Raw genomic sequence first — 22,213 nt, forward strand, 5'->3', positions numbered from 1 at the left:
CCGATGATCTGGCCCGGCCGAGCCCTGGCGAACGTCGCCCTGATCCCCGCGCTGCTGACGCTGGGGCTGTTCGTCGCCCCCGACGCGTGGCCGGTGCTGCTGGTCCTGGACGCGGCGGCGTTGGTGGTGGCCCTGGTGGACATGGTGAGCCTGGTGGGCGCCGGGGCGTTGCACGTCGAGCGCAAGTGCGCGCCGGTGGGTTCGATCGGCGAGCCGTTCGACGTCGAGCTGACGGTGGAGAATCGGGGAAGGTGGGGACGCCTCCTCCGGATCCGCGACGACGTGCCCGACGCCATGGTCGCCGACCCGCACGAGTTCGAGGTCCGGCTGCCCCGCCGGGGGCGGGCCGTGCTGGCGTATCGGGCCACCCCGAAACGCCGGGGGACCTATGCCCTGCGGCGCGTCGATGCCCTGGTGATGAGCCGGCTGGGCCTGTGGGCTCGGTCGGTGCGGATGCCGGCCGAGGACCGGGTCAAAATCTACCCGGACATCCGCCAGATCGGCCGGTATGCCCTGCTCGCCCGCCGCGACAAGCTCAACGCCCTGGGCGTCCGGCGGTCGCGGCGGCTGGGGACGGACAACGAGTTCGAGCGGCTCCGCGACTACGCCCGGGGGGACGAGCCCCGCCACATCGACTGGAAGGCCACCGCCCGCCGCCGCAAGGTCACGGTCCGCGCCCACCAGGCCAACCAGAGCCAACGGGTCATGTTCCTGATCGACTGCGGGCGGATGATGGCCGGCGACACCGGCGGCGGGCTGTCGCCGCTGGACCACGCCTTCAACGCCATGATCCTGCTGGCCCACGTCGCCCTGCTCCGGGGCGATCAGGTCGGGGTCCTGGCCTACTCCGACCGGATCCGGGCCTACGTCCCGCCGGGCGGGGGCGCCCGGCGGATCAACCGGATCGTCCACGCCGTCCACGACGTCTTCCCGGAGCTGGTCGAGGCCCGCCACGACCGCGCCTTCGTCGAGCTGGAACGCCGGTGCCGCAAGCGGTCGCTGGTGGTGCTGATGACCAACGTGTTCGATGACGTGAATGCCCAGCAGATCTCCGACCACCTGAGCAACATCGTCGGGCGTCACCTCCCGCTGGGGGTCTTCCTCCGCGACCGCGACCTGTTCGCCCTGGCCGATGCGGCGCCCGATGGCCCGGGCCCGGGGTTCTACGAGGGGGCCGTCGCCGCGTCGATGCTCACCTGGCGCGAGAAGGCCATCGCCGGCCTCCGGCTCCAGGGGGCGCTGACCCTGGACGCCTTCCCCGACGACCTGACCGCCCCGCTGGTCAACCGCTACCTCCAGATCAAGGCCCGACACCTCCTCTGACCCCCCCCGAAAGCAGGACGCCGATGTCTTCGATCAACCCGTATGACGCGCCCGACGACGCCTTCAACCCTTACATGACGCCCAAGGCGGCCCCGGGCCGGCCGGGGTTCGCCTACGAGCCGGGCTCGTCGTCGCTCCCGTTCGGGGTGGGCGAGGTGTTCGGCCGGACCTGGGAGATCTTCAAGGACCAGTGGGCCGTGTGCCTGGGCACCGTGATCGGGTGGTGGCTGATCTGCGTCGTCGGCGTCTTCATCCCGCTCATCGCGCTGGCGATGGTGGGCGGGACGACCGTCTCGATGATCCCGGCCGGGGGCCCCGCCGTCCCCGGGCCCAACCCGAACAACGCGGCGGCGGTCCAGGGGGCCCTGCTGATGATGGTCGCCGGCATCGTCGTGCAATTCGCCATCGGCCTGTTCATCACCTGGGTCACGATCGGCATGGCGATGGTCCTGATGGACATCGCGCGGGGGCGGCAGGCGTCGTTCGCGGACATCTTCGCCGGGGGCCGCTACCTCCTCCCGGTCCTCGTCGCGTCGATCCTCTTCACGATCATGACGGCCGGGGCGTCGGGCCTGCTCATGGCCCTGGCCGGCGGGCTGGCCAGCGTGGTCGGGTCGGGCGATCAGGGCACCGTCAGCGCGATCTTCCTCGTCGGGATGCTGGTCGTGGTGGTCGGGATGACTTATGTGATGATCCGGCTCTCGCAATTCTACTTCCTGATCATCGAGCGGGGGGCCGGCCCGCTGGAGTCGCTCCGACTCTCGGTGGAGGCCACCCGCGGGCGCGTCCTGGGCCTCCTGGGGCTGCTGTTGCTCTCGTATCTGGTCAACCTGGGCGGCTTCCTCGCGTGCGGGATCGGCGCCCTGGTCACCTACCCGTTCACGATGCTCCTGTTCGCCGTCTCGTACCTGTCGCTGGTGGGCGGCCCGGTGGCCGACCCGGCCGGCCGCGGCAAGCCCTTCATCTCGGGCGATCCGCTGTTCGAGGTCTGATCGATGGATCGAAGCGCTTGACATCCGACGATGGCTCGGCGACCCTGATGCGTCGGCTCGCCTCGCCATCGCGCCCCGTCCCCACCCCCCGCCAGGACCGCCCATGAGCTTCGCCCCGCCGGAAGGGATCAACCCATTCGAGGCCCCACGCGCCGGGATCAAGGCCGTCCCGGTCGAGGGGGTGGGCACCGACGCGGAACTGACCCGCCGCGCCCACCTCGGTCACGAGGCGGCCGTCGGGGCCATCGTGATCCTGCTGGCCTTAGGGGCGTTCCTGGCGGGCCTCGGCTCGGTCGTCTTTCTGTTGAAGGCATTCGGGGTCATCGGCATCGACCAGGGCCGCTTCGCCGCCGGGCTGTTCGGGGGGGGGCTCCTTGCCGTCTTCGCCCTCTATTCGACCCTGGCGTACGGATTGGTCCAACTCCATGCGTGGGCACGCCTGGCACTTGTCGTTCTGACCACGCTGGCCACCCTGTGGAATCTTGGGGAACTGGTCTATCTGTCCTTCGCTAATCCCCAACTCCTGACCGCCCCAATCTTGACCGGCAAGGGCATCGCCCTGCTGGTCGAGGGTTACATTCTCTACCACATGCTGATCGGGCCCGGGGGAAGGGTGGTCTTCTCGAAGGCTTACAAGGATGTGATCGCCCAGACGCCGCACATCCAGCCCAAGCCGAATCCCGTCGCGGGGATCTTCCTGGCCCTGATCACCGGCATGATGGTGCTCGGCCTCATCTGGGCGTCCATCAACCTGCGTTTCTGAGGGATGATCGGACGCCCTGCCCCAATTGCCAGGAATTGACTCATGAGCTTCGCCCCGCCGGAAGAGATCAACCCATTCGAGGCCCCACGCGCCGGGATCAAGGCCGTCCCGGTCGAGGGGGTGGGCACCGACGCGGAACTGACCCGCCGCGCCCACCTCGGGCACGAGGCGTCGGTCAAGTCGATCGGATCGCTCTACTACCTGTCCGCCCTCTTTTGCGGGCTCGGCCTGATCGGCAATGTTTTGCAACTGACGGGGTCGATCGGCGACGCCCCGAGAGATCCGGGCCAGATGATGGGGTTGGCGCTGGTCTGCGTCTTCTCGTTCGCCCTGCTCGTCCTCACGGCGGCCCTCGGGTTCGGCCTGAACAAGCTCCAAGCCTGGGCACGCTGGACGGCCGTGGTCCTGAACGCCCTGTCGATCCTCTACATGCTGGGGGTCGCCGCGTTCATCGCCCTGGTCATGCCGAGGGAATTTGCGGCGGGCGGGATCGCCGTCGTGGTCGTGATCCTCCTGATCACGTCCTACATCCTCTACCTGCTCGTCTGCGCCAAGTCGGGCGTGGTATTCTCCCCCGCCTACAAGCAGGTCATCGCCCAGACGCCGCACATCAAGTACAAGACCAGCATCATCGTGAAGATCTTCCTCGGGCTGATCCTCGGGCTGATCCTGCTGGGCATCATCGGGGCGCTCCTCAGCTCGGGACGCAGGGGGTAGCAGGGCATTCCCTCGCCAGGACGATCCGATGAGCTTCGCCCCGCCGGATGAGATCAACCCGTTCGAGGCCCCCCGGGCCGGGATCAAGCCCGGCTCGGCCGGCCCGGTCGTCGACGCCGACGCGGAGGCGGCCCGCCGGAAGTACCTGGGGCACGAGGCGTCGATCGCGGCGATCGGCCTGCTCTGCTATCTCGTGGCGTTCGCCATGGGGCGCGCCGTCCTGGCCACCGTCTTGCTGCTGATCGAACTGTCCGATCGGCTCAAGGACAACGGGGAGAGGCTGGCGTTCTTCCTGGTCATCGGCTTCATCTGGCTCGCCCTTGCCGCCTTCTTCGCGGCCGTGGGCAATGGGCTCGGGCGGTTCAAGACCTGGGCCCGCTGGGCGGCGGTGGCGCTCGCCGCCTGCTGGATGCTCGGCCTGCTGTGGGCCGGGGCTTACCTCTTCCTATCCATGCAGGAAACGGCCACGTCGGCGTTGTTCATCGTGGCCGGCCTCCTCCTCGTGACGTTCATCCTCCGCCTTCTCCTGTGCTTCGGGTCGGGCGTGGTGTTCTCCCCTCCGTACCGAGACATCATCGGGCGGACGCCGCACCTCCGGCCCAGGATCAGGCCGGTGGTCAAGATCGCCCTCGGGCTGCTCCTGGGAGGGATCATCCTGGGCTACCTCAAGACGATCCGGTCGGCGTCCCTCTGATCGGGCCGGGATGCCGGACCTTCGGGGGCTCACTTCGCCGGGGCGGACCACCGGGCGAAGTAGTCGAAGACGGAGGGATCATCCCACCGGGCGGCGCCCATCTCCGAGGCGACGACGCGGCCGGAGGGGTCGATGATGAAGGTGGCGGGGATGCCGTCGGTGAGGAACGGGTCGGGGACGCCGGTGGCATGGAGCATGGTCATCGCCCAGCCCTTCCCCTCGGCATAGCGCCGGGGGGCCTGGCGCGAGCCGTCGACCGAAACGCAGACGACGGCCACATCCTTCATCCTCGGGTCGGCGGCGAGTTTGGCGATCGAGGGCATCTCCGCGACGCACGGGGGGCACCAGGTCGCCCAGAGGTTGAGCAGGATCGGCCGGCCCCGGAACGAGGCGAACTCGACCGGCTTGCCGTCGAGGTCGCTCAGGGTCCAGGCGACGTCGACCGGCCCCGCCGTCGCGGACCCGCCCCCGAGCCGGGGCGGTTCCAGCCCGCCCTCGCCGCCGGAGGGGCCGAAGACGGCGAGGTAGCCGGCCCAGGCGAGCGCCAGGGCGAAGCCGATGGCCACGGCCCGCCAGCTCACCCCGCCGGGCCCCGATCTCGTGGGCTGGGGCTCAGTCATCGCCGCGGGTCTCCGCCACCGGGGCCAGGAGGTTCTCGACCGGGGCATAGTCGTCGGTCAGGATGATCCCGCGCGATCGGGCCTTGATGGCGTCCATGTCTTCCTTGGAGTAGGGCTTGGGCTCCAGGAGCTGGTCATCCTGGAAGAACCGGGGGTCGTCGTCGCGCCCGCCCAGGATGTCCAGGTCCAGGGGCTTCCTGGAGGCGACCACCACGAAGGTCTCGCGGAGCCCGCTGCCGGGCGTGGAGTCGGTCCCGAAGACGTAGATGTGGTCGAACGTCTTCCGCGCCGTCTCGATCCACGAGCCGAGGAAGCCGCCGTAGCGGAGGGCCTTGGCTTTCTCCCTGGCCAGGGCGGTCTCCATGGCGTTGGCCGGCGGGTTCTTCATCGCCGCGACTTCCTTACGTGCCTTCTCCTCGGCCTTGGCGTCGGACTCGTAGACGTCGATGATGTTGATCATGTAGACGCCGTCCGGGTCCATCATCGTGGCGAGCTTGTCGTTGAACTCGCGGGTGGTGAGGTGCCAGGGGACCGAGAAGTCGTTGAACGCGTCGCCGAAGACGATGTCGAACTGCTTCTTGCCCTGGTTCCGCTCGACGAACTGGCGGGCGTCGCCCCAGGTGGTCTTGATCGGCGTGTCTTTGGGCAGACCCAGGGCCGCATGGTTGGCGCGGGTGACGGCCGGGTCGATCTCCGCGACCTCGGCCACCGAGCCGGGGTAGGTGTGCTGGATGTAGCGCTGGAAGGTGTAGGCCCCGCCGCCCAGGAACATGGTGTTGATGGCGGTGGGGTCCTTGGCCGCGGGATCCTTGGCCAGCCGGGCCCTCTTCTTGGCCTTGGCGACCCGGTCGGACACCAGGGCGTAGATGTGCTCGTAGTCGTAGTCGAGCCGCTCGGGGTGGTCGAGGATGAAGTAGCCGTGGATCAGGTTGTCCAGGACCAGGGTCCGCTTCTTCCCCTCGGCGTCCTGCGAGTTCTCGACCTTGATGTAGTAATAGTTGCTCTCGTCGATCCAGGCCAGCCCGTCTTCCTCGTTGGTGTCGGGGTCGAAGGTCGCCTCGCGGAGCCCCCAGGCCTGCCCCTGCTTCGGGATGGAGTTGATCGCATTCTGGAACCAGTTCAGGCGTCGTCCCTGCTGTTCGGGGAACAGCGGCCCGGGCATGTACGCGATCACGCACATCCCGAGCGGGATGCCCGCCCAGACCGCGTGCCAGGTGGTGCCCAGCACCGTGGCGGCCAGGGCCATCAGGGTGGCCACCAGCAGGATCACCCCCTTGGTGCCCAGCACGTCGATCAGCAGGAACCCGGTCAAGAACGTCCCGAGGATGCTGCCCACCATGCCCCAGGCGTACACGGCGCCGATGGCGCCGCCGGTCCTCTTGGTGCGGCGGACCCGCTCGATGGCCAGCTTGGCCATGACCGGGCTGACCGTCCCCAGCGCGACCGACGGGAGGAAGAACGCCACGAACGTGACCAGGAAGACCCGGACGCCCCAGCTCCGGCCGGTCATCGTGATCGCCGTGCTGAGCAGCGAACCGCCGCCGGAGATCAAGGGCTCGCGCGGCTCATCCTTGAAGAAGTAGCCGATCGGGTTGGACACCAGCCAGCGGGGCGGGCTCTCCAGGAACAGGACCGACAGCAGGAGGGCCGACGCCGCCAGGAACAGCCAGCTCGCCTGCTTCTCCCTTTTGATGAAGTCGGCGAGCTTGCCGCCCAGGAAGTTGCCCAGGCTGAGCCCGCCCAGCAGCACGCCGATCACGCTGGTCCAGCCGTAGATGCTCGACCCCAGGTGCCGCGACACCAGCCGGCCGGCGGCCATCTCGAAGGCCATGAACGCCAGGCTGATCAGGAACGACAGCGCCGCCAGGTCGCCGAGCTTCGGCCTGTGGGACAGCTCCATCCCGGACAGATCGGCCTCGTCGGGGGCCTCCGGGGGCAGCTTGGCCTGCACCAGCCGGACGACGCCGATCGCCGCCAGCATCAGCGCCAGGACGTGCCCGACCAGCGCGAGGGGGTTGATCGCGATGCCGCCCACCACCACGCCCGGCACCGGCACCGACCGCACCACCGGGCCGATCGAACCCAAGGCCAGGAAGGCCGCGGTCAGGAGGCCGAGCACGCGGCCGACCCGATCCCCGCCCAGCATCATCGTGGCCAGCAGGGCCAGGGCGGCGGCCACCAGGGTGATGATCGTGGTGGTCGAGGCCAGGTACATCAGCTGATAGCCGGCCAGGAACGTCCCGGCGATCGACCCCACGGCGCCCAGCGTGTAGACGTCGCCGATGGCGGAGCCGGACTTGTGGGCCTGCTCGACGGCCAGCTTGGCCACCACCGGGCCGATCATCCCGAGGACGGTGCCGGGGATCAGGAAGTCGATGGTGACCAGCGAGATCGTCCGGACCCAGGTCGGCACCCCCTCCACGGGGATCAGCCCGCCCAGCGCGTTGATCCAGAGGCAGCCCAGCGTCAGCGCCGTGGCCAGGGCATACAGGGGCCCGATCACCCGGAGCGGCTGCGAGCGGTCCGCCAGGCGACCGCCCAGGACGTTGCCCAGGCAGATCCCCCCCAGCATGATCCCGATGACGCTGGTCCAGACGTCCAGCGACGCGCCCACGTGGCGTGCCACCAGGCGGCTGGCCACGAGTTCCAGGATCATGATCACCAGGCTGCTGAAGAAGGCGAGGAGATAAGGCAGGATGCGGACGGCGGGGCCGTTCATGGAACGCTCGCTGGTGGTGGCACCGGGACGGACAGAATCGACCCAATTTATCCGGCGCGTCCACCTCCCACAACCGAGCAGGACCCCGGGGCCGGATCGCGGGCCCGTCGCCGCGTCCGCTCGATGGCGGGGGTGGCCGCGCAGACGTCGGGTTCGTGGCGGAGTGAGGCGAAAAGGCCCGTCGTGCAGCGTCCGCCGACGTCGAGTCTCCCAGTAAGACGCCGTCGCGACTCGATCCGGCCCGGAAGCCGGGCCGGGTGGCCGAACGATTTCGGATGGAGCCCCGTTGACAGCCGGGGGATAACATCCTACGGTTCCCGCACACGTTCAGGACAACCTCGAGGCGGAGGCTCACGATGGATCACTTCCCTGGCGACGCGGGGTGCGCGGAGCGCGACGGCTCCCTCCTCGACGGGATCGTGGTCGGCCTGGCCCTGGAGGTCGGGTTCGGTTCGATCCTCGCCGCGGTGGCCGGCCAGATCCGCCCGTCCGCCTGGTCCCTGCCGGTCGCGCCGGCCGGCCTGCTGATCCTCGCCGGTTTCGCGTTCGCCCTGGTCGCGAGCACCTGCCTGGAGCCGTCCGCCGGCCTCCTGTCGCTGCTCGACGGGCGCCCCCGGCGTCGCGGCCCGGCCGATCCGCCGTCGCCGCTCCATTGACGCGAACGGCGCCGCCATGATCCTCTGCGTCACGGCCAACCCCTGCCTCGACAAGACCCTGGCGGTGCCTCGCTGGTCGCCCGGCGACAACGTCCGGGGCACGTCGCTGCGCGAGGTGGTCGGCGGCAAGGGGAACAACGTCGCGCGGGCGCTGGCCCGACTGGGCCGACCGGCCCGGCCCGCGACGTTCCTGGGCGGGGTCATGGGGGACCTCTGCGAGGCCCTGCTCCGCGAAGATGACGGCTTCGACCCCCTGATCGTGCCGACCCGCTCCGCCACCCGGGTGATCCTGACCGTGCGGGGCCCGGACGACGCGGCCACCGCCTTCTTCGACCCCGACCCCGACATCGCCGCCGACGAGGCCGCGACGCTGGTCGAGCGGGTGGAGTCGTCCCTGGGCCGGGGCGGGATCGAGGCGCTGACGCTGTCCGGTTCCAGCCCGTCCGCCGCGACCCACGGTCTGTACGCCGCCCTCGCGGGGGCCGCGAAGCGGCACGGCATCCCCGCCTTCGTCGACACCTACGGCCCGGCGCTCGCGGCCTTCCGCGACGCCTGGCCCGACGCGATCCAGCTCAACCGCCGCGAGGCCGCCGCCCACCTCCGGATCGCCGATCCGACCGAGGCCGACCTCGCCGGGCTGCTCGACTCCTGGGCACGGAGCGGGATCCGGTCGGCGATCGTGACCGACGGGCCCGGCCGGGTGCTGGCCCGGGTCGACGGCCGGTCGTTCCGCGTCCATCCCCCCCGGATCGAGGCGGTCAATCCCATCGGCTCGGGAGACTGCCTCCTGGCCGGGTGCGTCGATGGTTGGCTCGGCGGCCTGGACCCGGCCGCGATGCTCCGCCGGGCGGTCGCCTCGGCCACCGCCAATGCGCTGACGTGGGATGCCGGGGGCATCGATCTGGCCACGGTGAAGCGGCTCGAAGCGGACGTGATGGTCGAGGAAGTTGCAGGCTGAGGGGGAGCGAGGGGGGAGGTCCGGCTTCGCCTGGGGGGATGGGGCGAGCCGAGGAGGCGGGGCGGGCGGCTCAGCAGGCGCCGGAGCGGGCGAGGACGACCCAGACGGTGCGGAGGAGGATGCGGAGGTCGAGGCCCAGGGACCAGTTCTCGACGTATTCGAGGTCCAGGCGGATCATCGTCTCGCTATCGGCATCGCTCCGTCCGCCGACCTGCCAGGGCCCCGTCACGCCGGGCATCACGCTCAGCCGGTGGGCATAGCCCAGAGGGTTGATGTCCGCCAGCTTCTGGCTGTCGCGGATCTGGAGGGGCCGGGGGCCCACCAGGCTCATCTCGCCCATCAGGACGTTCCACAACTGCGGGATCTCATCGAGGCTGGTCTTGCGGAGGAACCTTCCGAGCCGGGTGACGCGCGGGTCGTCCTTGATCTTGAACAGGACGCCGCCGGCCACCTCGTTCAGGGCCTCCAACTCGCGGAGGCGGGACTCCGCATCGGGGATCATGGTGCGAAACTTCAGGCAAAAGAAGGTGCGCCCGCCCAACCCCATCCGAGCCTGGCGGAACAGGATCGGGCCCCGCGATTCGAGCCGGATCAGGACGGCGATCGCCGCGATCACCGGCAGGAGCAGCACCAGGCCGAGCCCCGCGCCCACCACGTCGATCGCACGCTTCATCGGCGAGCAGCCCGCCCGAATCGTGCGGCCCGTCCGCGAGGTTGCCGAGAGGTCGAGGGATGAGTAGCAAGTTTGAAGCATGGTTGAAATCGTCGAGAACCGTTGGACCTTTGCGAGGGACCCGGCGGGTCGACCGGGTCCTGCCTCTCCAGGAATCTAGGTTATAACGTCCGTTCGCGTTTTCAGTGACGACGGAAACCGGGATGTTGCACCAATTCAACACCCCGAGTCGGGGAATTCCCGGAGTTTTCCGGGCGGATGCCACGGATCGTGCGACCGGCACGATGCCCGGCCCGGTGGGGCGGGCATCGTGCCGGATGAAGCGAGCCTGGGCGAGTCCGATCAGGCGAATTTGTGGATCCCGGGGATCGGGATCGCGGCGTGCGGCGCGTCGCCCCAGGCGAATTCCTTGGGGACGAGGGCTTCCTGGGAGTTCATCGCCTTATCCCAGGTGATGACCTCGCCGGTATAGGCGGCCATCCGGCCCATCAGGGCCAGAAGCGTGCTGTACGCCCCCTGCTCGGCGTTGTTGATCGGCCGCCCGGCGCGGATCGCGGCGAACATCTCGTTGTGCTCGGACTGGTACATGTCCAGCGGCTTGCCGGCCGACTCGTACCGCCACTTGTTGGCGCCCGTGATCCGCTTGTTGAAGACCTCGGCGCGACCCTTGGTGCCCTGGATGAAGTCGGCGGTCTGGGAGGCCGTCTCGGCCCAGTGCCGGCACTGGTGGTAGCCCCGGACGTCGTTGGGATACTCGTAGACGATCGAGAAGTGGTCCCAGATGTTGCCGTACTTGGCGTCGGTCCGGACCTGCCTGCCGCCCACGCCCCAGCACTTGGTGGGCGGGGCGTCGCCGAGGGCCCAGGCCATCGTGTCGATGCCGTGGACCGCCTGCTCGACGATGTGGTCGCCGCTCAGCCACGAGTAGTAATACCAGTTGCGCATCTGGTATTCCATGTCGTTGGAGCACTGCTCGCGGGTGCGGCGGGGATCCCAGACGCCCCGGGAATTGTAGGTGGTCTCGACGGAGGTGATGTCGCCGATGGCGCCGTCGGCCACGCGCTTCATCAGCTCGCGGCGGGGCTCGTAGTACCGCCAGCAGAAGCCGTGGGTGGCGGCGAGCCCCTTGGCCTTGGATTCCTTGGCGGCGTCCAGGAACATCCGGAGGCCGGGGCCGTCCACGGCCATCGGCTTCTCGATGAAGGCGTGCTTGCCCTTGGCGACGGCGTAGGCGAAGTGGATCGGCCGGAACCCCGGCGGGGTGGCCAGGAGGACGACGTCGACCGCGTCGATCACGTTCTTGTAGGCGTCGAAGCCGCTGAACCGGGCGTCCGAGGGGACGTCGACCCGCTCGGCGACCGCGGAGCCCTTGAGGGTGGAGAAGCTCGATTCGATCTGGTCGGGGAAGGCGTCGCCCATGGCGACCAGGCGGTTGCCCGGGTCGGCGGTCAGGGCCTGCTCGGCGGCGCCGGTGCCCCGGCCGCCGCAGCCGACCAGCCCGATCTTGAGGGTGTCGCTCCCCCCGGCGTAGGCGTTGGCCGCGATGTTCGCCGACGAGGCCACCGCGGCCACGGTCGCGGCCGACTGGAACAGGAAGGTGCGCCGGTTCGCGTTCGGTGTCTGCATCAGGGGAACTCCGACGGAGGGATGGGCGGGGCGGGACGGGGGGCACGTCAGCGGGGTCGCATTGTCGCAGAGTCGGGCCCGGGAGGCAAACGGTTACTTCCCGGGCCATCCCGCCCGGGCCGAGGGATCGGCCCGGGCGGGGTGCGGGTCCGGTCAGTGGAACATCTTGGCGTTCCGGTCGCCCCGGGACAGGAGGTAGGCGACCAGGTCGAGGATCTCTTCTTCGTTGAGGGTGGACAGCAGCCCTTCGGGCATCATCGAGATCGGCGACGGCTTGCTTTCCTCGATGTCATTGCGGTTGATCGACACCTGGGCGTTGGGGTCGAGCATGTCGGTGTTGATCATCATGTTGTCGCCGTTCAGGTTGACCACCCGGCCGGTGTAGACCTTGCCGTCGGTGGTGGCGACGGTGATCGCCTCGTACTGGTCGCTGATCACCTTGCTGGGGACGATGATCTGCTCCAGCAGGTCGCGGGTGCTGTAGCGCCCGGCCACGCCGGTGAGGTCGGGGCCGGCCGCCCCGCCCTCGTTGTCGTAGCGGTGGCAGGAGAAGCACTGCGTGGCCGCGAACAGCGTCCGTCCGTGGTCATAGTCGCGCTTCTTCCCCAGGCCCGACTCGACCAGGGGGACCAGTTCCTCCAGGGTCCAGGCCTTCACGAACGGGCGGGAGGCGGCGGCGGCCGTCGCCTTGGGCTTCGGCTGGGCCTCGATGATCGGCTTCAGGGCGACCTTCTCCTCCTCCGAGAGCGTGGCGAGGGCGTCGTTCTTGATGTTCTTGAGGAACCCATCGAGGCTGGCCCCGCCCTTGAAGTTGTTGGCGTCCAGGAACCACGAGAAGTAGGCCTCGCGGAGCTTGGGCGTCCAGCCGGTCTTCAGGGTCCGCAGCGACCGGGCGTAGTCGATCCGCTCCTCCTGGGTGGGCGCCTTCTCCATCAGGGCGACGGTCTTGGCGGCGGCGTCCGGGGCCTCCAGATAGATCAGGAGGTTGGACAGCTCGATGTTCAGCTCGCGTCCCGAGGCCGGGAAGGCCGGGTCGAACCGGGCGATGAGCTTGGCGACCGCGGCCTCATCGGGCTTGCCCATCCGGTTGAGCGTGACCGCGTGGACGCGCAGGAGGTCGAGCTTCTGCTGGTAGGACAGCTTCGCCCAGTCGAGCCGGGCCAGGGCGTCGAGGATCTCGCCGCGCCGCTTGGGATCCGGCTTGGGGTCGGATTCCGAGCGGTGGGCGGGGTCCTGGGCCGAGACCTGGGCCAGGGCGAGCAGGGCTTCCAGGCTGGCCTGGGGGTTGGTCTCGGCCAGGGCCTTGTCGGCCCAGGAGGCCGGGTCCTGGTGCTCGATCGCCACGCGGGCGGCGTAGCGGATGAAGCGGTCCTCGTGCGACAGGTAGGGCCAGGCGGTTTCCACGGCCTTGGGGTCGGGGCCTTCGTGGAAGGCTTCCAGTTGCTTGCGGATCGCCCGGAGGTCGGCGCCGGCGAGCTCCGTGGTCGACGGGGCGGTGGACTCCTCGCCGGTGTAGGTCACGCGATAGAGGCCGGAGGTCGTGCGACGGCCGCCGATGGCGAAGTACATCGCCCCGTCGCCGGGGTGGACGACCAGGTCGGTGAGCGGCAGGGGCGAGCCGGTGATGAACTCTTCGAGGTCGCCGCCGTAGGCCGCGCCCTGGGGCTTGAGGTGGACGGCGTAGAGCTTGCCGTAGCTCCAGTCGCAGATGAACAGGGCGTCCTGGTACTTGGCGGGGAACTTGGCCCCGTAGCCGAAGGCGACGCCGGTGGGGGAGCCGGGGCCGATGTTGACGACCGGCGGGAGGCTGTCGAAATAGTAGGTCGGCCACTTGCCGGCGCCGTTGCGATAGCCGAAGTCGGCCCCGCTGGCGGCGAAGCAAACCCGGGTCGGGCGATACCACGGCGTGTTCATGTCCCACTCCATGTCGGAGTCGTAGGTGAACAGGTCGCCGTCGCGGTGGAAGGCCAGGTCGAACTGGTTGCGGTAGCCCATCGAGGTCAGCTCCCAATGCTTGCCATCGGGGGAGACCTTGTAGATGCAGCCGCCGGGTGCCTTCTCGTCCCTCATGAAGCCGCGGCCGTCGGTCATCCGGGGCAGGAGGTTGTCCTCGCCCCAGACGCGCGGGACCAGCGAGTCGTCGATCTCGGTCAGCTTGGTGGCATTGCCGGCGACCACGTAGAGCGACTTGCCGTCGGGGCTCAGGGCCACGCCGTGGGGGCCGTGCTCGCCGGAGCCCTGGAGCTCGCGGAGCATCTCGACCTTGTCGAGCTGGTCGTCGTTATTCGTGTCGGTGACGCGGTAGAGCCCGCTCTTGTACGTCCCGCCGGTGTTGACGACGACGTAAAGGCTGTCAAAGGCCCACAAGAGGCCCTGGGCCTCGCCGATCTCGACCGGGATCGGCTCGACCTTCGGGTCGCCGATCGGCCCGCCGACGGGCGGGGGGGTGAGCCGGTAGAGCTTGCCATACTGGTCCGAGGCGATGATCCGGCCCTTGGGGTCGATCGCCAGGTTGACCCACGACCCCTGCGATTCGCGGGGGACCGGGTGGATCAACTCGACCTTGAATCCCTTGGGGGCGCGGAGCTTGTCCCCGGAGGCGGCGGGTTCCTTGTTGGGCTGGGGTGCGGCCTTCTTCGCCTTGGCTTTCGCCTTCGCCTTCGCCTCGGCCTTCGCGGCCGGGTCCTGCGCGCCGACCCCGCGGGCCGAGGCGAACAGGGAGAGGCCCACGAGTGCGGCGGCGATCAATGCCGTCGAGGGGGCCCGGAAACGGATTGGGAACATCGATCGGTCCTTCGGAGGGCGGAGAGTGCCGGGCCGGACGGCCCCTGGCGCGGTTGGGCGAGTTCGCTTATCATGATCCGATGGCCAGGGGGCGTCCAGTGACCGGCGGGGAAAAGCCCGCGATCCCCGGGCCCGGTTCGCCGACGGGGGCCTCGATGCGAGGGTCGATCCGCGCCCAGATCCTGGTCCCGCTGATGGCCGTGCAGGTGGTGGCCGTGGCCGCCACGGCCCTGGTGTCGGCCGGCCTGGCCGCCGACCGCGCCGGGGCGAGGCTCGCCGGGCAGCTCGACGGCGTGATCGGGACGCTGGACCGGCCGAACTTCCCGCTCACGGCGACGGTCCTGGCCCGGATGCGCGGGCTGTCGGGGGCCGAGTTCGTGGCCTGCTCCGGGGACGGCCGGGTCCTGGAGTCGACGGTGCCGGGGCTGGCGACCCTGCCCGAGTCGCTCCGGTCGCTGCCGAGCCGGCCCCGCGTCGACCCCCCCGGCCGCTCGCCCGAGCTGGAGCTGGGCGGCCGGCGCTACCTGGCGGCCTCGGTCCGGGCGGCCGGCGGGTCGGATCGGCCGTCGCTGCTGGTCCTGTACCCGGCGGACGCCTGGCGACGGGCCCGCTGGGATGCGGCGCTGCCCCCCCTGGCGATCGGCCTGATCGCCCTGGCCCCGATGGCGGCGGTCACGGGTTGGGTGGCCCACCGGATGGGCGAGCGGCTCCGTTCGGTGCGCGAGCAGGTCGCGGCGATCGCGGCGGGCGACTTCCGCGAGCTGGACGACGCCGGGCACGGCGACGAGATCCGCGACCTCGTCGGCTCGGTCAACCGGATGGCGGCCCAGCTCCGCGAGATGCGCGAGGCGATCCGCCGCACCGAGAGGGCCGGGGTCCTGGCCCAGCTCGGCGCCGGGCTGGCCCACCAGCTCCGCAACGCCGCCACCGGCGCCCGGATCGCCGTGCAGCTGCACGCCCGACGCTGCCCGGGGGCCGGCTCCGACCAGAGCCTCGACGTGGCGCTGCGGCAACTCACCCTGTGCGAGGACCAGGTCAAGGGGCTGCTCGCCCTGGGCCGGCCCGGGCTCAGGGATCGGACGGCCTGCGATGCGGGCACGCTGCTCGGCGATGTGGCCCGGCTGATCGAGCCGGCGTGCCGCCACGCCCGGGTCGAATTCTCGTGCAGGACCGAAGGCCATCCCACGCTCATGGCCGACGCCGAGGGGGTCCGGTCGGCGCTCCTGAACCTGGCGCTCAACGCCATCGAGGCGGCCGGGCCCGGGGGGCGTGTCGATCTGGAGGCGAGGGGGGACGATGCTGGCGTCCGGTTTGAGGTGATCGACGACGGCCCGGGGCCCCCGCCGGGCCTGGAGTCGACCCTGTTCGAGCCGTTCGTGACCGGCAAGCCCGAGGGGATCGGCCTGGGCCTGGCCCTGGCCCGGCGGGTGGCGGTCGAGCACGGCGGGAGATTGGCGTGGTCGCGGCCCGATGGCCGGACCCGGTTCTGCCTGCAACTGCCCCGCGACGGCGGCGGGGCCGAGGGGACATCATGAGTCGGATCCTGGTGGTGGACGACGAGGAGGGCATCTGCTGGGCGTTCCGCGAGTTCCTCGGCGACGAGGGGCATCGGGTGGAGGCGGTCGCCTCGGCCGAGGAGGCGCTCCGGATCGCCGGCGAGTTCCGCCCCGACGCCGTGATGCTGGATGTCCGGCTGCCGGGGATGGACGGGATCGCCGCCCTGCCCCGGCTCCGCGACCGGGCCGGGGGGCCGCCGGTGGTGGTGATGACCGCCTTCGGCGACCTGGACACGGCGGTCCGCGCCGTGGAGGCCGGGGCGTTCGACTACCTGATCAAGCCGTTCGACCTGGACCAGGCGTCGGCCATGGTCCGCCGGGCGCTGGAGGCGGGCGGGCGCGTCGACCCTCCCGGCGAGGTCGCCCCGGCCGCCGATCCGGGGGACGTGCCGATCGGGGCCTCCGCGCCGATGCAGGCGTTGTTCCGGCGGATCGCGATGGTCGCGGCGACCGACGTGCCGGTGCTGATCACCGGCGAGAGCGGGACGGGCAAGGAACTGGTGGCGCGGGCCCTGCACCGCTACGGGGCCCGCCGCGACGGCCCGTTCGTCCCGGTCTGCCTGCCGGCGCTGAGCCCGAGCCTGGTCGAGGCCGAGCTGTTCGGACACGCCAAGGGGTCGTTCACCGGGGCGGCCCAGGACCGCAAGGGGGTGTTCGAGCTGGCCCACGGCGGGACGGTTTTGCTGGATGAGATCGGCGACGCCCCCCTGTCGCTCCAGGTCAAGCTCCTCCGCGCGATCGAGAACCGCGAGGTCGCGCCGGTCGGCGACGGCCGGGCCCGGCCGGTGGACATCCGGGTGCTGGCCGCCACCAACCGGTCCCTGCCCGACCTGGTGGCGGCGGGCTCGTTCCGCGAGGACCTGTACTTCCGCCTCGCCGCGTTCCCGATCCACGTCCCGGCCCTGCGGGAGCGGGTGGACGACATCCCGGCCCTGGCCGCCCACTTCCTGGCACGCTGCCGGGGGGCCGCGGCCTCGGCCTCCGGGCTGGGCGACGACGTGGTCGCGGCGCTCAAGGCCCGCCCCTGGCCGGGCAACGTCCGCGAATTGCGGAACGCCGTGGAGCACGCCGCGATCATGGCCCGCGGCGGGCCGATCCGACCGGAACACCTCCCGGCGGCCTCGGCATCATCGATGACGGCCCGGCCGCCCGCCTCGGACCTGGCCGGGGTCGTCGCCGCCTGGGCCGCCCAGGAGGCGGGCCGGACCGACGCCGACCTCCATGCCCGATTCCTCGAAGTCGCCGAGCCCCCACTCATCCGCGCCGCGCTCGACCGGAGCGGGGGCAACCGCGCGGCCGCCGCCCAGAGGCTGGGGATCGACCGGGCCACGCTCCGCCAGAAGATGAAGCGTTATGGCATGGGCTGACGTTCCAGGCCCCGGGCGGCGATCACCGCCCGGGGATTTTGGGCGCTCGTCAGTAGGTCCGTCCGATCTTGCCGACGATCGCCCTTTTGAGTTCGAGCGGGTCGAGGGCGCCGGTCTTGCGGTAGATCACCTCGCCGCCGGGGGCGATCACGAGGGTGTGGGGCACGGGGCCGGGCCACTCCTTGTCGACGATGTCGGCGAACTTGTCGCGGTCGGCGACCTGGACGATCCGATTCAGGCCCGAGACGTGGTTGTCGGTCAGCACTTTGAGGGCGTCGTCCTTCTTGGCGGGGTCGTCCAGGCTCAGCGTGGCGACCCGCAGGCCCCGGCCCCGGTACATCCGCTGGATCTCCACCAACGCGGGAAGCTCCTGGATGCACGGGCCGCACCAGGTGGCCCACAGGTTCAGGACCAGCAGTCCCTTGGTGTCGTTCTTGACCAGGGCGGCGGCGCCGGCCTCGTCGATCGTTTCCAGGGTGACGGGCTCGGCGTCCCACTTCGCCAGGGACTCCTTGGCCGCGTCGCGCTTGTCGGCCCACTTGGTGGAGCAGCCCCGGACGCGGGTCTTCTCGACCGGGACCGGCTTGCCGGCCAGCAGGGCGTCGATGGCGTCGATCGCCTCGTGCGACTTGACCGGCTTGACCTCCTGGTCGTCGAACCGGCCGTTGTAGCGGAGCTTCCGCTCGGCGTCGAAAATGAATACGTGAGGCGTCGCCAGCGCCCCGTACTCGAACGATGCCTTCTGGGTCTCGCCGTCGTAGACGTAAGGGTAGTTGTAGTGGGCATCCCGGGCCCGGATCTTCATGGACTCAAAGGTGTCGTCCAGGTCGGTATATCCCAGCTCGTCGAGCCGGACCGCCGTGGCGTCGTTGGGGCAGATCGCCATCAGGGCGACGCCCTTGTCCTTGTAGTCCTCGACCAGCTTCGCCACGCGGGCCTCGTACGCCTGGGCGGTCGGGCAGTGGTTGCAGGTGAAGTAGACCACCAGGACCTTCGCCGAGGCGAAATCCTTGAGGCTGTACGTCTTCCCGTCCACGCCGGGCAGGCTGAAGTCGGGGGCCGGCGACCCGATGGCCAGGGTCTTCAGGCCGGGCGGATCGGCCAGGGCCATCCCCGGCACCAGGGCCGGCGCGAGGGCGGCGATCAACAGGGCGAAGCAGGCTCGGCGCATCGGCATGGGCTCCGATCGAGTGCGGCGGTCGAAGGTGAGGGGGCGATACCCGGTAGTGTCCCAGGAGCCATCCCTCACGCCAACCCGCCAGTCCCCGCCGGGAGGCCGATTGCCATCCAGGACGGGGCCCGCCGCGACGGCTCTGTGTCAGGGGAGGGAGAGCCGCTCAATCCTCTCGATCTCGGCGGGATCCAGGCGGAAATCGAAGGCGTCGAGGTCGGCCCGCATGTGGTCCGAGTTGGTCGTGCCCGTCAGCGGAATCATGCCGACGTCGAGGGCGAACCGGAAGATGACCTGGGCGGGGGTCCGTCCGTGGCGGGCGGCGATCCGCCTCAGGTCGGCGTGGGCCAGCTCGTCGCGGTTCGCGGTGAGCAGGGAGAACCCCTGGTAGGCCATCCCGTTCGCGGAGCAATAGGCGCGGACGTCGCGATCCCAGCCCTGGTTGGCGTAGCAGCGATTCTGGACGAACCGGGGCCGGACGCGCGCCCCCTGGCAGAGGGCGTCCAGCTGTTCCAGGCTCACGTTGCTGACGCCGAGCAGGCGGGCGCGGCCGCTGTCGTGGATCGCCTCCATCGCCCGCCAGGCCTCCCGGTCGTCCGGGCCCAGGCCGATCCGCAGGGTCGGGCCGTGGAGCACGTAGGAATCGACCACGCCGGTGCCGAGGTGGTCGAGCGAGCTGGCGAACGACTGCTCGACCTGGGCGGCCACGGGCGCGGCGGGGTCGTAGGGCAGGCGGTGATCCTGCCCCGGGCGGAAGGTGAACTTGGTCTGGAGGAACAGATCATCCCGGCTCACGAGCCCGGCCGCGATGGCGGCCGCGACGGCCCGGCCCACCCCGGCCTCGTGGTAGTGGCGGCGCTGGTTGGCCGTGTCGATGCCCCGGAAGCCCGCGCGCAGGGCGAGGTCCGTCAGCCTCTGCGTCTCCTCCTCCTTCCAGGCGGTGCCGTAGAGGAAGCGGGGCACCCGGACGCCATCGATCAGCAGGGTCGGCTCGGGCATCGGCTCCTCCGGTCGGGCCAGGGATGGGACCGCGAGAGATCCGGGGCATTTCTCGTACCGGCCGCCGCCTCCGGGCCGTCCGCGATCAGAAGACCTTGCTATAGGGCTGCGCGACCGAAGGCGCCGGGGGGCGCTTCGTGCCGAGGATCTCGCAGGCGGAGGCGCGGATCGTCGCGGCGATCGCCCCGGTCGGCAGGTCGTTGCAGTCCAGCCCGAACGGGTCCTCGATCTCCTCGGCCATCAGTTCCAGGCCCAGCAGGGCGAAGACGATCATCATCACCAGGGGGATGGCCAGGTAGCCATACTCGGGGACCAGCCCGACCGGCAGGATGGCGGCATACGCGAGGATGAACAACTTGATGAACACGCTGTAGGAGAACGGGATCGGCGTCTTGCGGATCCGCTCGCACGCCCCGGCGACGTCGAGCAGGGCTTGGGTGTGCGGCTTCGTGGCCAGGAGGTCGAACCCGTCGATCACGCCGTCCCGGCGCAGCTCCTGGATCCGCACCACGATCGCGCGGGACAGGAGCGAGGGGGCATGGCCGGGCGGGTCGTCGGGCCCGCCCAGCATCGCCAGGGCGGCCGGGTCCACGTCGTTGCGGAGGTGGCCGCTCAGCGCCAGGGCGAAGTCGGCGATGAGATGGGCGAACGCCTCGCGGCCCGCGCCGTCCTCGGGCGGGAGGAGGGCGTCGATCTGGATGGCCAGGTTCCGCGAGTGGTTGACCAGCATCCCCCACAGCTTCCGGCCCTCCCACCAGCGGTCATAGGCCGAGTTCGTGCGGAAGGCGAGCACGATGCTCAGGATCACACCCAGCAGGGAGAAGGTCCCCGAGATCGCCCGGTGCCCCTCCAGGTCGAGGCGCATGATCGCCACGCTCAGGCCGATCGAATAGAGGCCGACGAGCGCGACGGCGCGGATGACCCGCCGGAGTGTCCAACTCGTGCCCAGGTGCCGGAGGTCGCGGAGCCAGTGGCGGTTCGGATCATACTGGATCATCGGCGCGGCCCCCCTGAAATGGCACCGACTTTACCGTCGGCATGGCGGGACGCAATGGCACCCATGCCGTCCCGGTGATGACTGCCAATCAGGCAGGTCGGCATGTCGTGGATCGTGTCGCCAAATTGGCAGTAGGCCGCAAAGGTGACGCATCCGGGTTTTCGAGTCAAATCCTTATGGGGTAGGGACTTGCCGGTGGGCTGGATTCATTGGCACGGTTTTTGAATTTCTTCTGTGCGGGAGCGACAGGATGGTCGGAGTTCGACGGGCACCGACCCGCCGGTCGCTTCGATTATGAGTAATTTCCCTTTCATTGGTTGCCCGCGAACTATTGAGAGAGAGGTTCCCCATGGTCCCTGCTACCCGCAATCACACCGCCTGGGTGCCGACCAACCGGATGGATGCGCTGTTCAACCACGTCCTCGGCGGCGAGGCCCTCGCGGGCCAGGCCCGGGCCCCATTGGCGATGTGGGAGGACGACGATCACGTCTGGGTCGAGGCCGAGATGCCCGGCGTGAAGGATGAAGATGTCGATATCACCATCCACAAGGACTTGCTGACCATCACGGCGGTCCGCAAGCCCGAGGAAGGCCGCCGCTATCTCTACAATGGCCGGTCTTACGGCCGATTCGAGCGGACCATCAACCTGCCGGAGGCGGTGAACCCCGAGACCGTGCAGGCCTCGCTCGAAGCCGGCGTGCTCCGCATCGAGATGCCCAAGAGCCCCGAGTCCAAGCCCCGGAAGATCTCGCTGAAGACGAGCTGATCCGAGAGCGACGCGACGTTTCGACGATCTCACGGCTGCCGGCCCGGCGTGCTCACGCCGGCCGGCCGCGTCGTTTCAGGGCCCGAACACGAGGTGCGCTTGGGCCGGACCAACGTGCTGGAAACGCCGGGCGGGCCCGTCCCGCTGCTGGACTATCGCCTGACCCAGGGCGGACGCGCCTGGACGGTCGCGCACGCCGGCGTCTCGCTGAGCTTCGGCGACGAGCAGCAGGCCATCACCCGGAAGGAAGGCGGGGTCCCCTACGGGGTCAACCTCTGGCCGTCGGCCATCGGCCTCGCCCACGAGATCGCCTCCCGGGAATCCGACTTCCGGGGCCGGAGCGTCCTGGAACTGGGCGCAGGCACTGGTCTGCCCGGCATCGTCGCCGCCTCCCTCGGGGCCTTCGTGGTCCAGACCGACCACGAAGGCGGGGTGCTCGATCTCTGCCGCCGCAACGGCGAGCGGAACGGCGTCGCCATCGAGCATCGCCGGGCGGACTGGACACGCTGGGACGACGCCCGGCGCTATGACTGGGTCATCGGGGCCGACATCCTCTACGTCGAGGAGTTCCATCCCCAACTCCGGCGGATCTTCGAGGCGAATGCCGGGGGGCGGGTGCTGCTCGCCGACCCGTTCCGGAAGATGAGCCTCCGCCTGCTGGAAGCTCTGGAATCCGAGGGGTGGGGGATCACCGTCTCCCAGTGGGACGTCGGAGAAACCCTCATCCCCCGGCCCATCGGCGTCTTCGAGCTGCGGCCACCCCGGGGCTGACAAGGGGCCGGCGGCCGAGAATCGCTTCAAGATCGCGCTTGCGGATCGCCGAACATACGGA

Annotated in this window: 19 protein-coding genes; 11 read left to right on the forward strand and 8 right to left on the reverse strand. The window is 70.1% G+C overall.

Annotation, left to right across the window (positions count from 1 at the left end; genetic code table 11):
- Positions 1–3: 3 nt before the first annotated feature.
- The 5 genes from TA3x_RS03420 to TA3x_RS03440 all read left to right on the forward strand — a co-directional run bounded on the left by TA3x_RS03420 (position 4) and on the right by TA3x_RS03440 (position 4,489).
- Positions 4–1,323, forward strand: coding sequence for a DUF58 domain-containing protein (locus TA3x_RS03420; RefSeq protein WP_435018699.1), 1,320 nt, complete (start codon positions 4–6; stop codon positions 1,321–1,323).
- Positions 1,324–1,346: 23 nt separating this feature from the next.
- Positions 1,347–2,315 (forward strand): hypothetical protein, encoded by a 969-nt coding sequence (locus TA3x_RS03425; RefSeq protein WP_435018700.1) that lies wholly within the window; start codon positions 1,347–1,349, stop codon positions 2,313–2,315.
- Positions 2,316–2,418: 103 nt separating this feature from the next.
- Complete coding sequence (locus tag TA3x_RS03430; RefSeq protein WP_435018701.1) at positions 2,419–3,078, forward strand: hypothetical protein; 660 nt, start codon at positions 2,419–2,421, stop codon at positions 3,076–3,078.
- A 42-nt stretch (positions 3,079–3,120) separates the two neighbouring features.
- A complete protein-coding gene (locus tag TA3x_RS03435; protein WP_435018702.1) occupies positions 3,121–3,795 on the forward strand; it encodes a hypothetical protein in 675 nt (224 codons plus the stop codon).
- Between the two features lie 28 nt (positions 3,796–3,823).
- Complete coding sequence (locus tag TA3x_RS03440; protein ID WP_435018703.1) at positions 3,824–4,489, forward strand: hypothetical protein; 666 nt, start codon at positions 3,824–3,826, stop codon at positions 4,487–4,489.
- Positions 4,490–4,518: 29 nt separating this feature from the next.
- Here TA3x_RS03440 and TA3x_RS03445 read toward each other — a convergent pair whose 3' ends face one another.
- Positions 4,519–5,109 carry a redoxin family protein gene (locus TA3x_RS03445; RefSeq protein WP_435018704.1) on the reverse strand — a complete coding sequence of 197 codons (591 nt, stop codon included), beginning with the start codon at positions 5,107–5,109 and terminating at the stop codon, positions 4,519–4,521.
- Positions 5,102–7,828, reverse strand: a complete 2,727-nt coding sequence (locus TA3x_RS03450; RefSeq protein WP_435018705.1) for a fused MFS/spermidine synthase — start codon at positions 7,826–7,828, stop codon at positions 5,102–5,104. The genes TA3x_RS03445 and TA3x_RS03450 overlap by 8 nt, the downstream gene beginning before the upstream one ends.
- Before the next feature lie 356 nt (positions 7,829–8,184).
- Here TA3x_RS03450 and TA3x_RS03455 point away from each other — a divergent pair, with 356 nt between their 5' ends.
- Positions 8,185–8,484 carry a hypothetical protein gene (locus tag TA3x_RS03455; protein ID WP_435018706.1) on the forward strand — a complete coding sequence of 100 codons (300 nt, stop codon included), beginning with the start codon at positions 8,185–8,187 and terminating at the stop codon, positions 8,482–8,484.
- Between the two features lie 16 nt (positions 8,485–8,500).
- Positions 8,501–9,442, forward strand: a complete 942-nt coding sequence (locus TA3x_RS03460) for a 1-phosphofructokinase family hexose kinase (protein WP_435018707.1) — start codon at positions 8,501–8,503, stop codon at positions 9,440–9,442.
- Between the two features lie 70 nt (positions 9,443–9,512).
- On the opposite strand, the gene TA3x_RS03465 is transcribed toward TA3x_RS03460, so the two are convergent.
- The 3 genes from TA3x_RS03465 to TA3x_RS03475 form a co-directional block, all read right to left on the reverse strand.
- Positions 9,513–10,115 carry a sugar transferase gene (locus tag TA3x_RS03465; RefSeq protein ID WP_435018708.1) on the reverse strand — a complete coding sequence of 201 codons (603 nt, stop codon included), beginning with the start codon at positions 10,113–10,115 and terminating at the stop codon, positions 9,513–9,515.
- 342 nt (positions 10,116–10,457) lie between these two features.
- Positions 10,458–11,741 carry a Gfo/Idh/MocA family protein gene (locus TA3x_RS03470; RefSeq protein ID WP_435018709.1) on the reverse strand — a complete coding sequence of 428 codons (1,284 nt, stop codon included), beginning with the start codon at positions 11,739–11,741 and terminating at the stop codon, positions 10,458–10,460.
- A 153-nt stretch (positions 11,742–11,894) separates the two neighbouring features.
- Positions 11,895–14,525: a c-type cytochrome gene (locus TA3x_RS03475; protein WP_435018710.1), complete on the reverse strand. Its 2,631-nt coding sequence runs from the start codon at positions 14,523–14,525 to the stop codon at positions 11,895–11,897.
- A 155-nt stretch (positions 14,526–14,680) separates the two neighbouring features.
- Between TA3x_RS03475 and TA3x_RS03480 the strand changes: the two genes are divergently transcribed.
- Both TA3x_RS03480 and TA3x_RS03485 read left to right on the forward strand, forming a co-directional pair.
- The gene (locus TA3x_RS03480) at positions 14,681–16,060 is read left to right on the forward strand and encodes a sensor histidine kinase (RefSeq protein ID WP_435018711.1); all 1,380 of its coding nucleotides are present in this window, start codon (positions 14,681–14,683) and stop codon (positions 16,058–16,060) included.
- Positions 16,057–17,448 carry a sigma-54-dependent transcriptional regulator gene (locus tag TA3x_RS03485; protein ID WP_435018712.1) on the forward strand — a complete coding sequence of 464 codons (1,392 nt, stop codon included), beginning with the start codon at positions 16,057–16,059 and terminating at the stop codon, positions 17,446–17,448. Before TA3x_RS03480 ends, TA3x_RS03485 begins: the two co-directional genes overlap by 4 nt.
- Positions 17,449–17,497: 49 nt before the next feature.
- On the opposite strand, the gene TA3x_RS03490 is transcribed toward TA3x_RS03485, so the two are convergent.
- From TA3x_RS03490 to TA3x_RS03500, 3 genes are all read right to left on the reverse strand, one after another.
- The gene (locus tag TA3x_RS03490) at positions 17,498–18,625 is read right to left on the reverse strand and encodes a redoxin domain-containing protein (protein WP_435018713.1); all 1,128 of its coding nucleotides are present in this window, start codon (positions 18,623–18,625) and stop codon (positions 17,498–17,500) included.
- Positions 18,626–18,766: 141 nt separating this feature from the next.
- On the reverse strand, positions 18,767–19,618 hold the full coding sequence (locus tag TA3x_RS03495; protein WP_435018714.1) for an aldo/keto reductase family protein: 852 nt from the start codon (positions 19,616–19,618) through the stop codon (positions 18,767–18,769).
- A gap of 85 nt (positions 19,619–19,703) precedes the next feature.
- Positions 19,704–20,615: a bestrophin family protein gene (locus tag TA3x_RS03500; RefSeq protein WP_435018715.1), complete on the reverse strand. Its 912-nt coding sequence runs from the start codon at positions 20,613–20,615 to the stop codon at positions 19,704–19,706.
- A 349-nt stretch (positions 20,616–20,964) separates the two neighbouring features.
- On the opposite strand from TA3x_RS03500, the gene TA3x_RS03505 reads away from it, so the two are divergent.
- Both TA3x_RS03505 and TA3x_RS03510 read left to right on the forward strand, forming a co-directional pair.
- Positions 20,965–21,381, forward strand: a complete 417-nt coding sequence (locus TA3x_RS03505; protein WP_435018716.1) for an Hsp20/alpha crystallin family protein — start codon at positions 20,965–20,967, stop codon at positions 21,379–21,381.
- A gap of 93 nt (positions 21,382–21,474) precedes the next feature.
- On the forward strand, positions 21,475–22,152 hold the full coding sequence (locus TA3x_RS03510) for a class I SAM-dependent methyltransferase (protein ID WP_435018717.1): 678 nt from the start codon (positions 21,475–21,477) through the stop codon (positions 22,150–22,152).
- Positions 22,153–22,213: the final 61 nt, after the last annotated feature.

It is taken from the genome of Tundrisphaera macrotermitis (genome assembly GCF_051175315.1).
Taxonomy (GTDB): Bacteria; Planctomycetota; Planctomycetia; order Isosphaerales; family Isosphaeraceae; genus Tundrisphaera.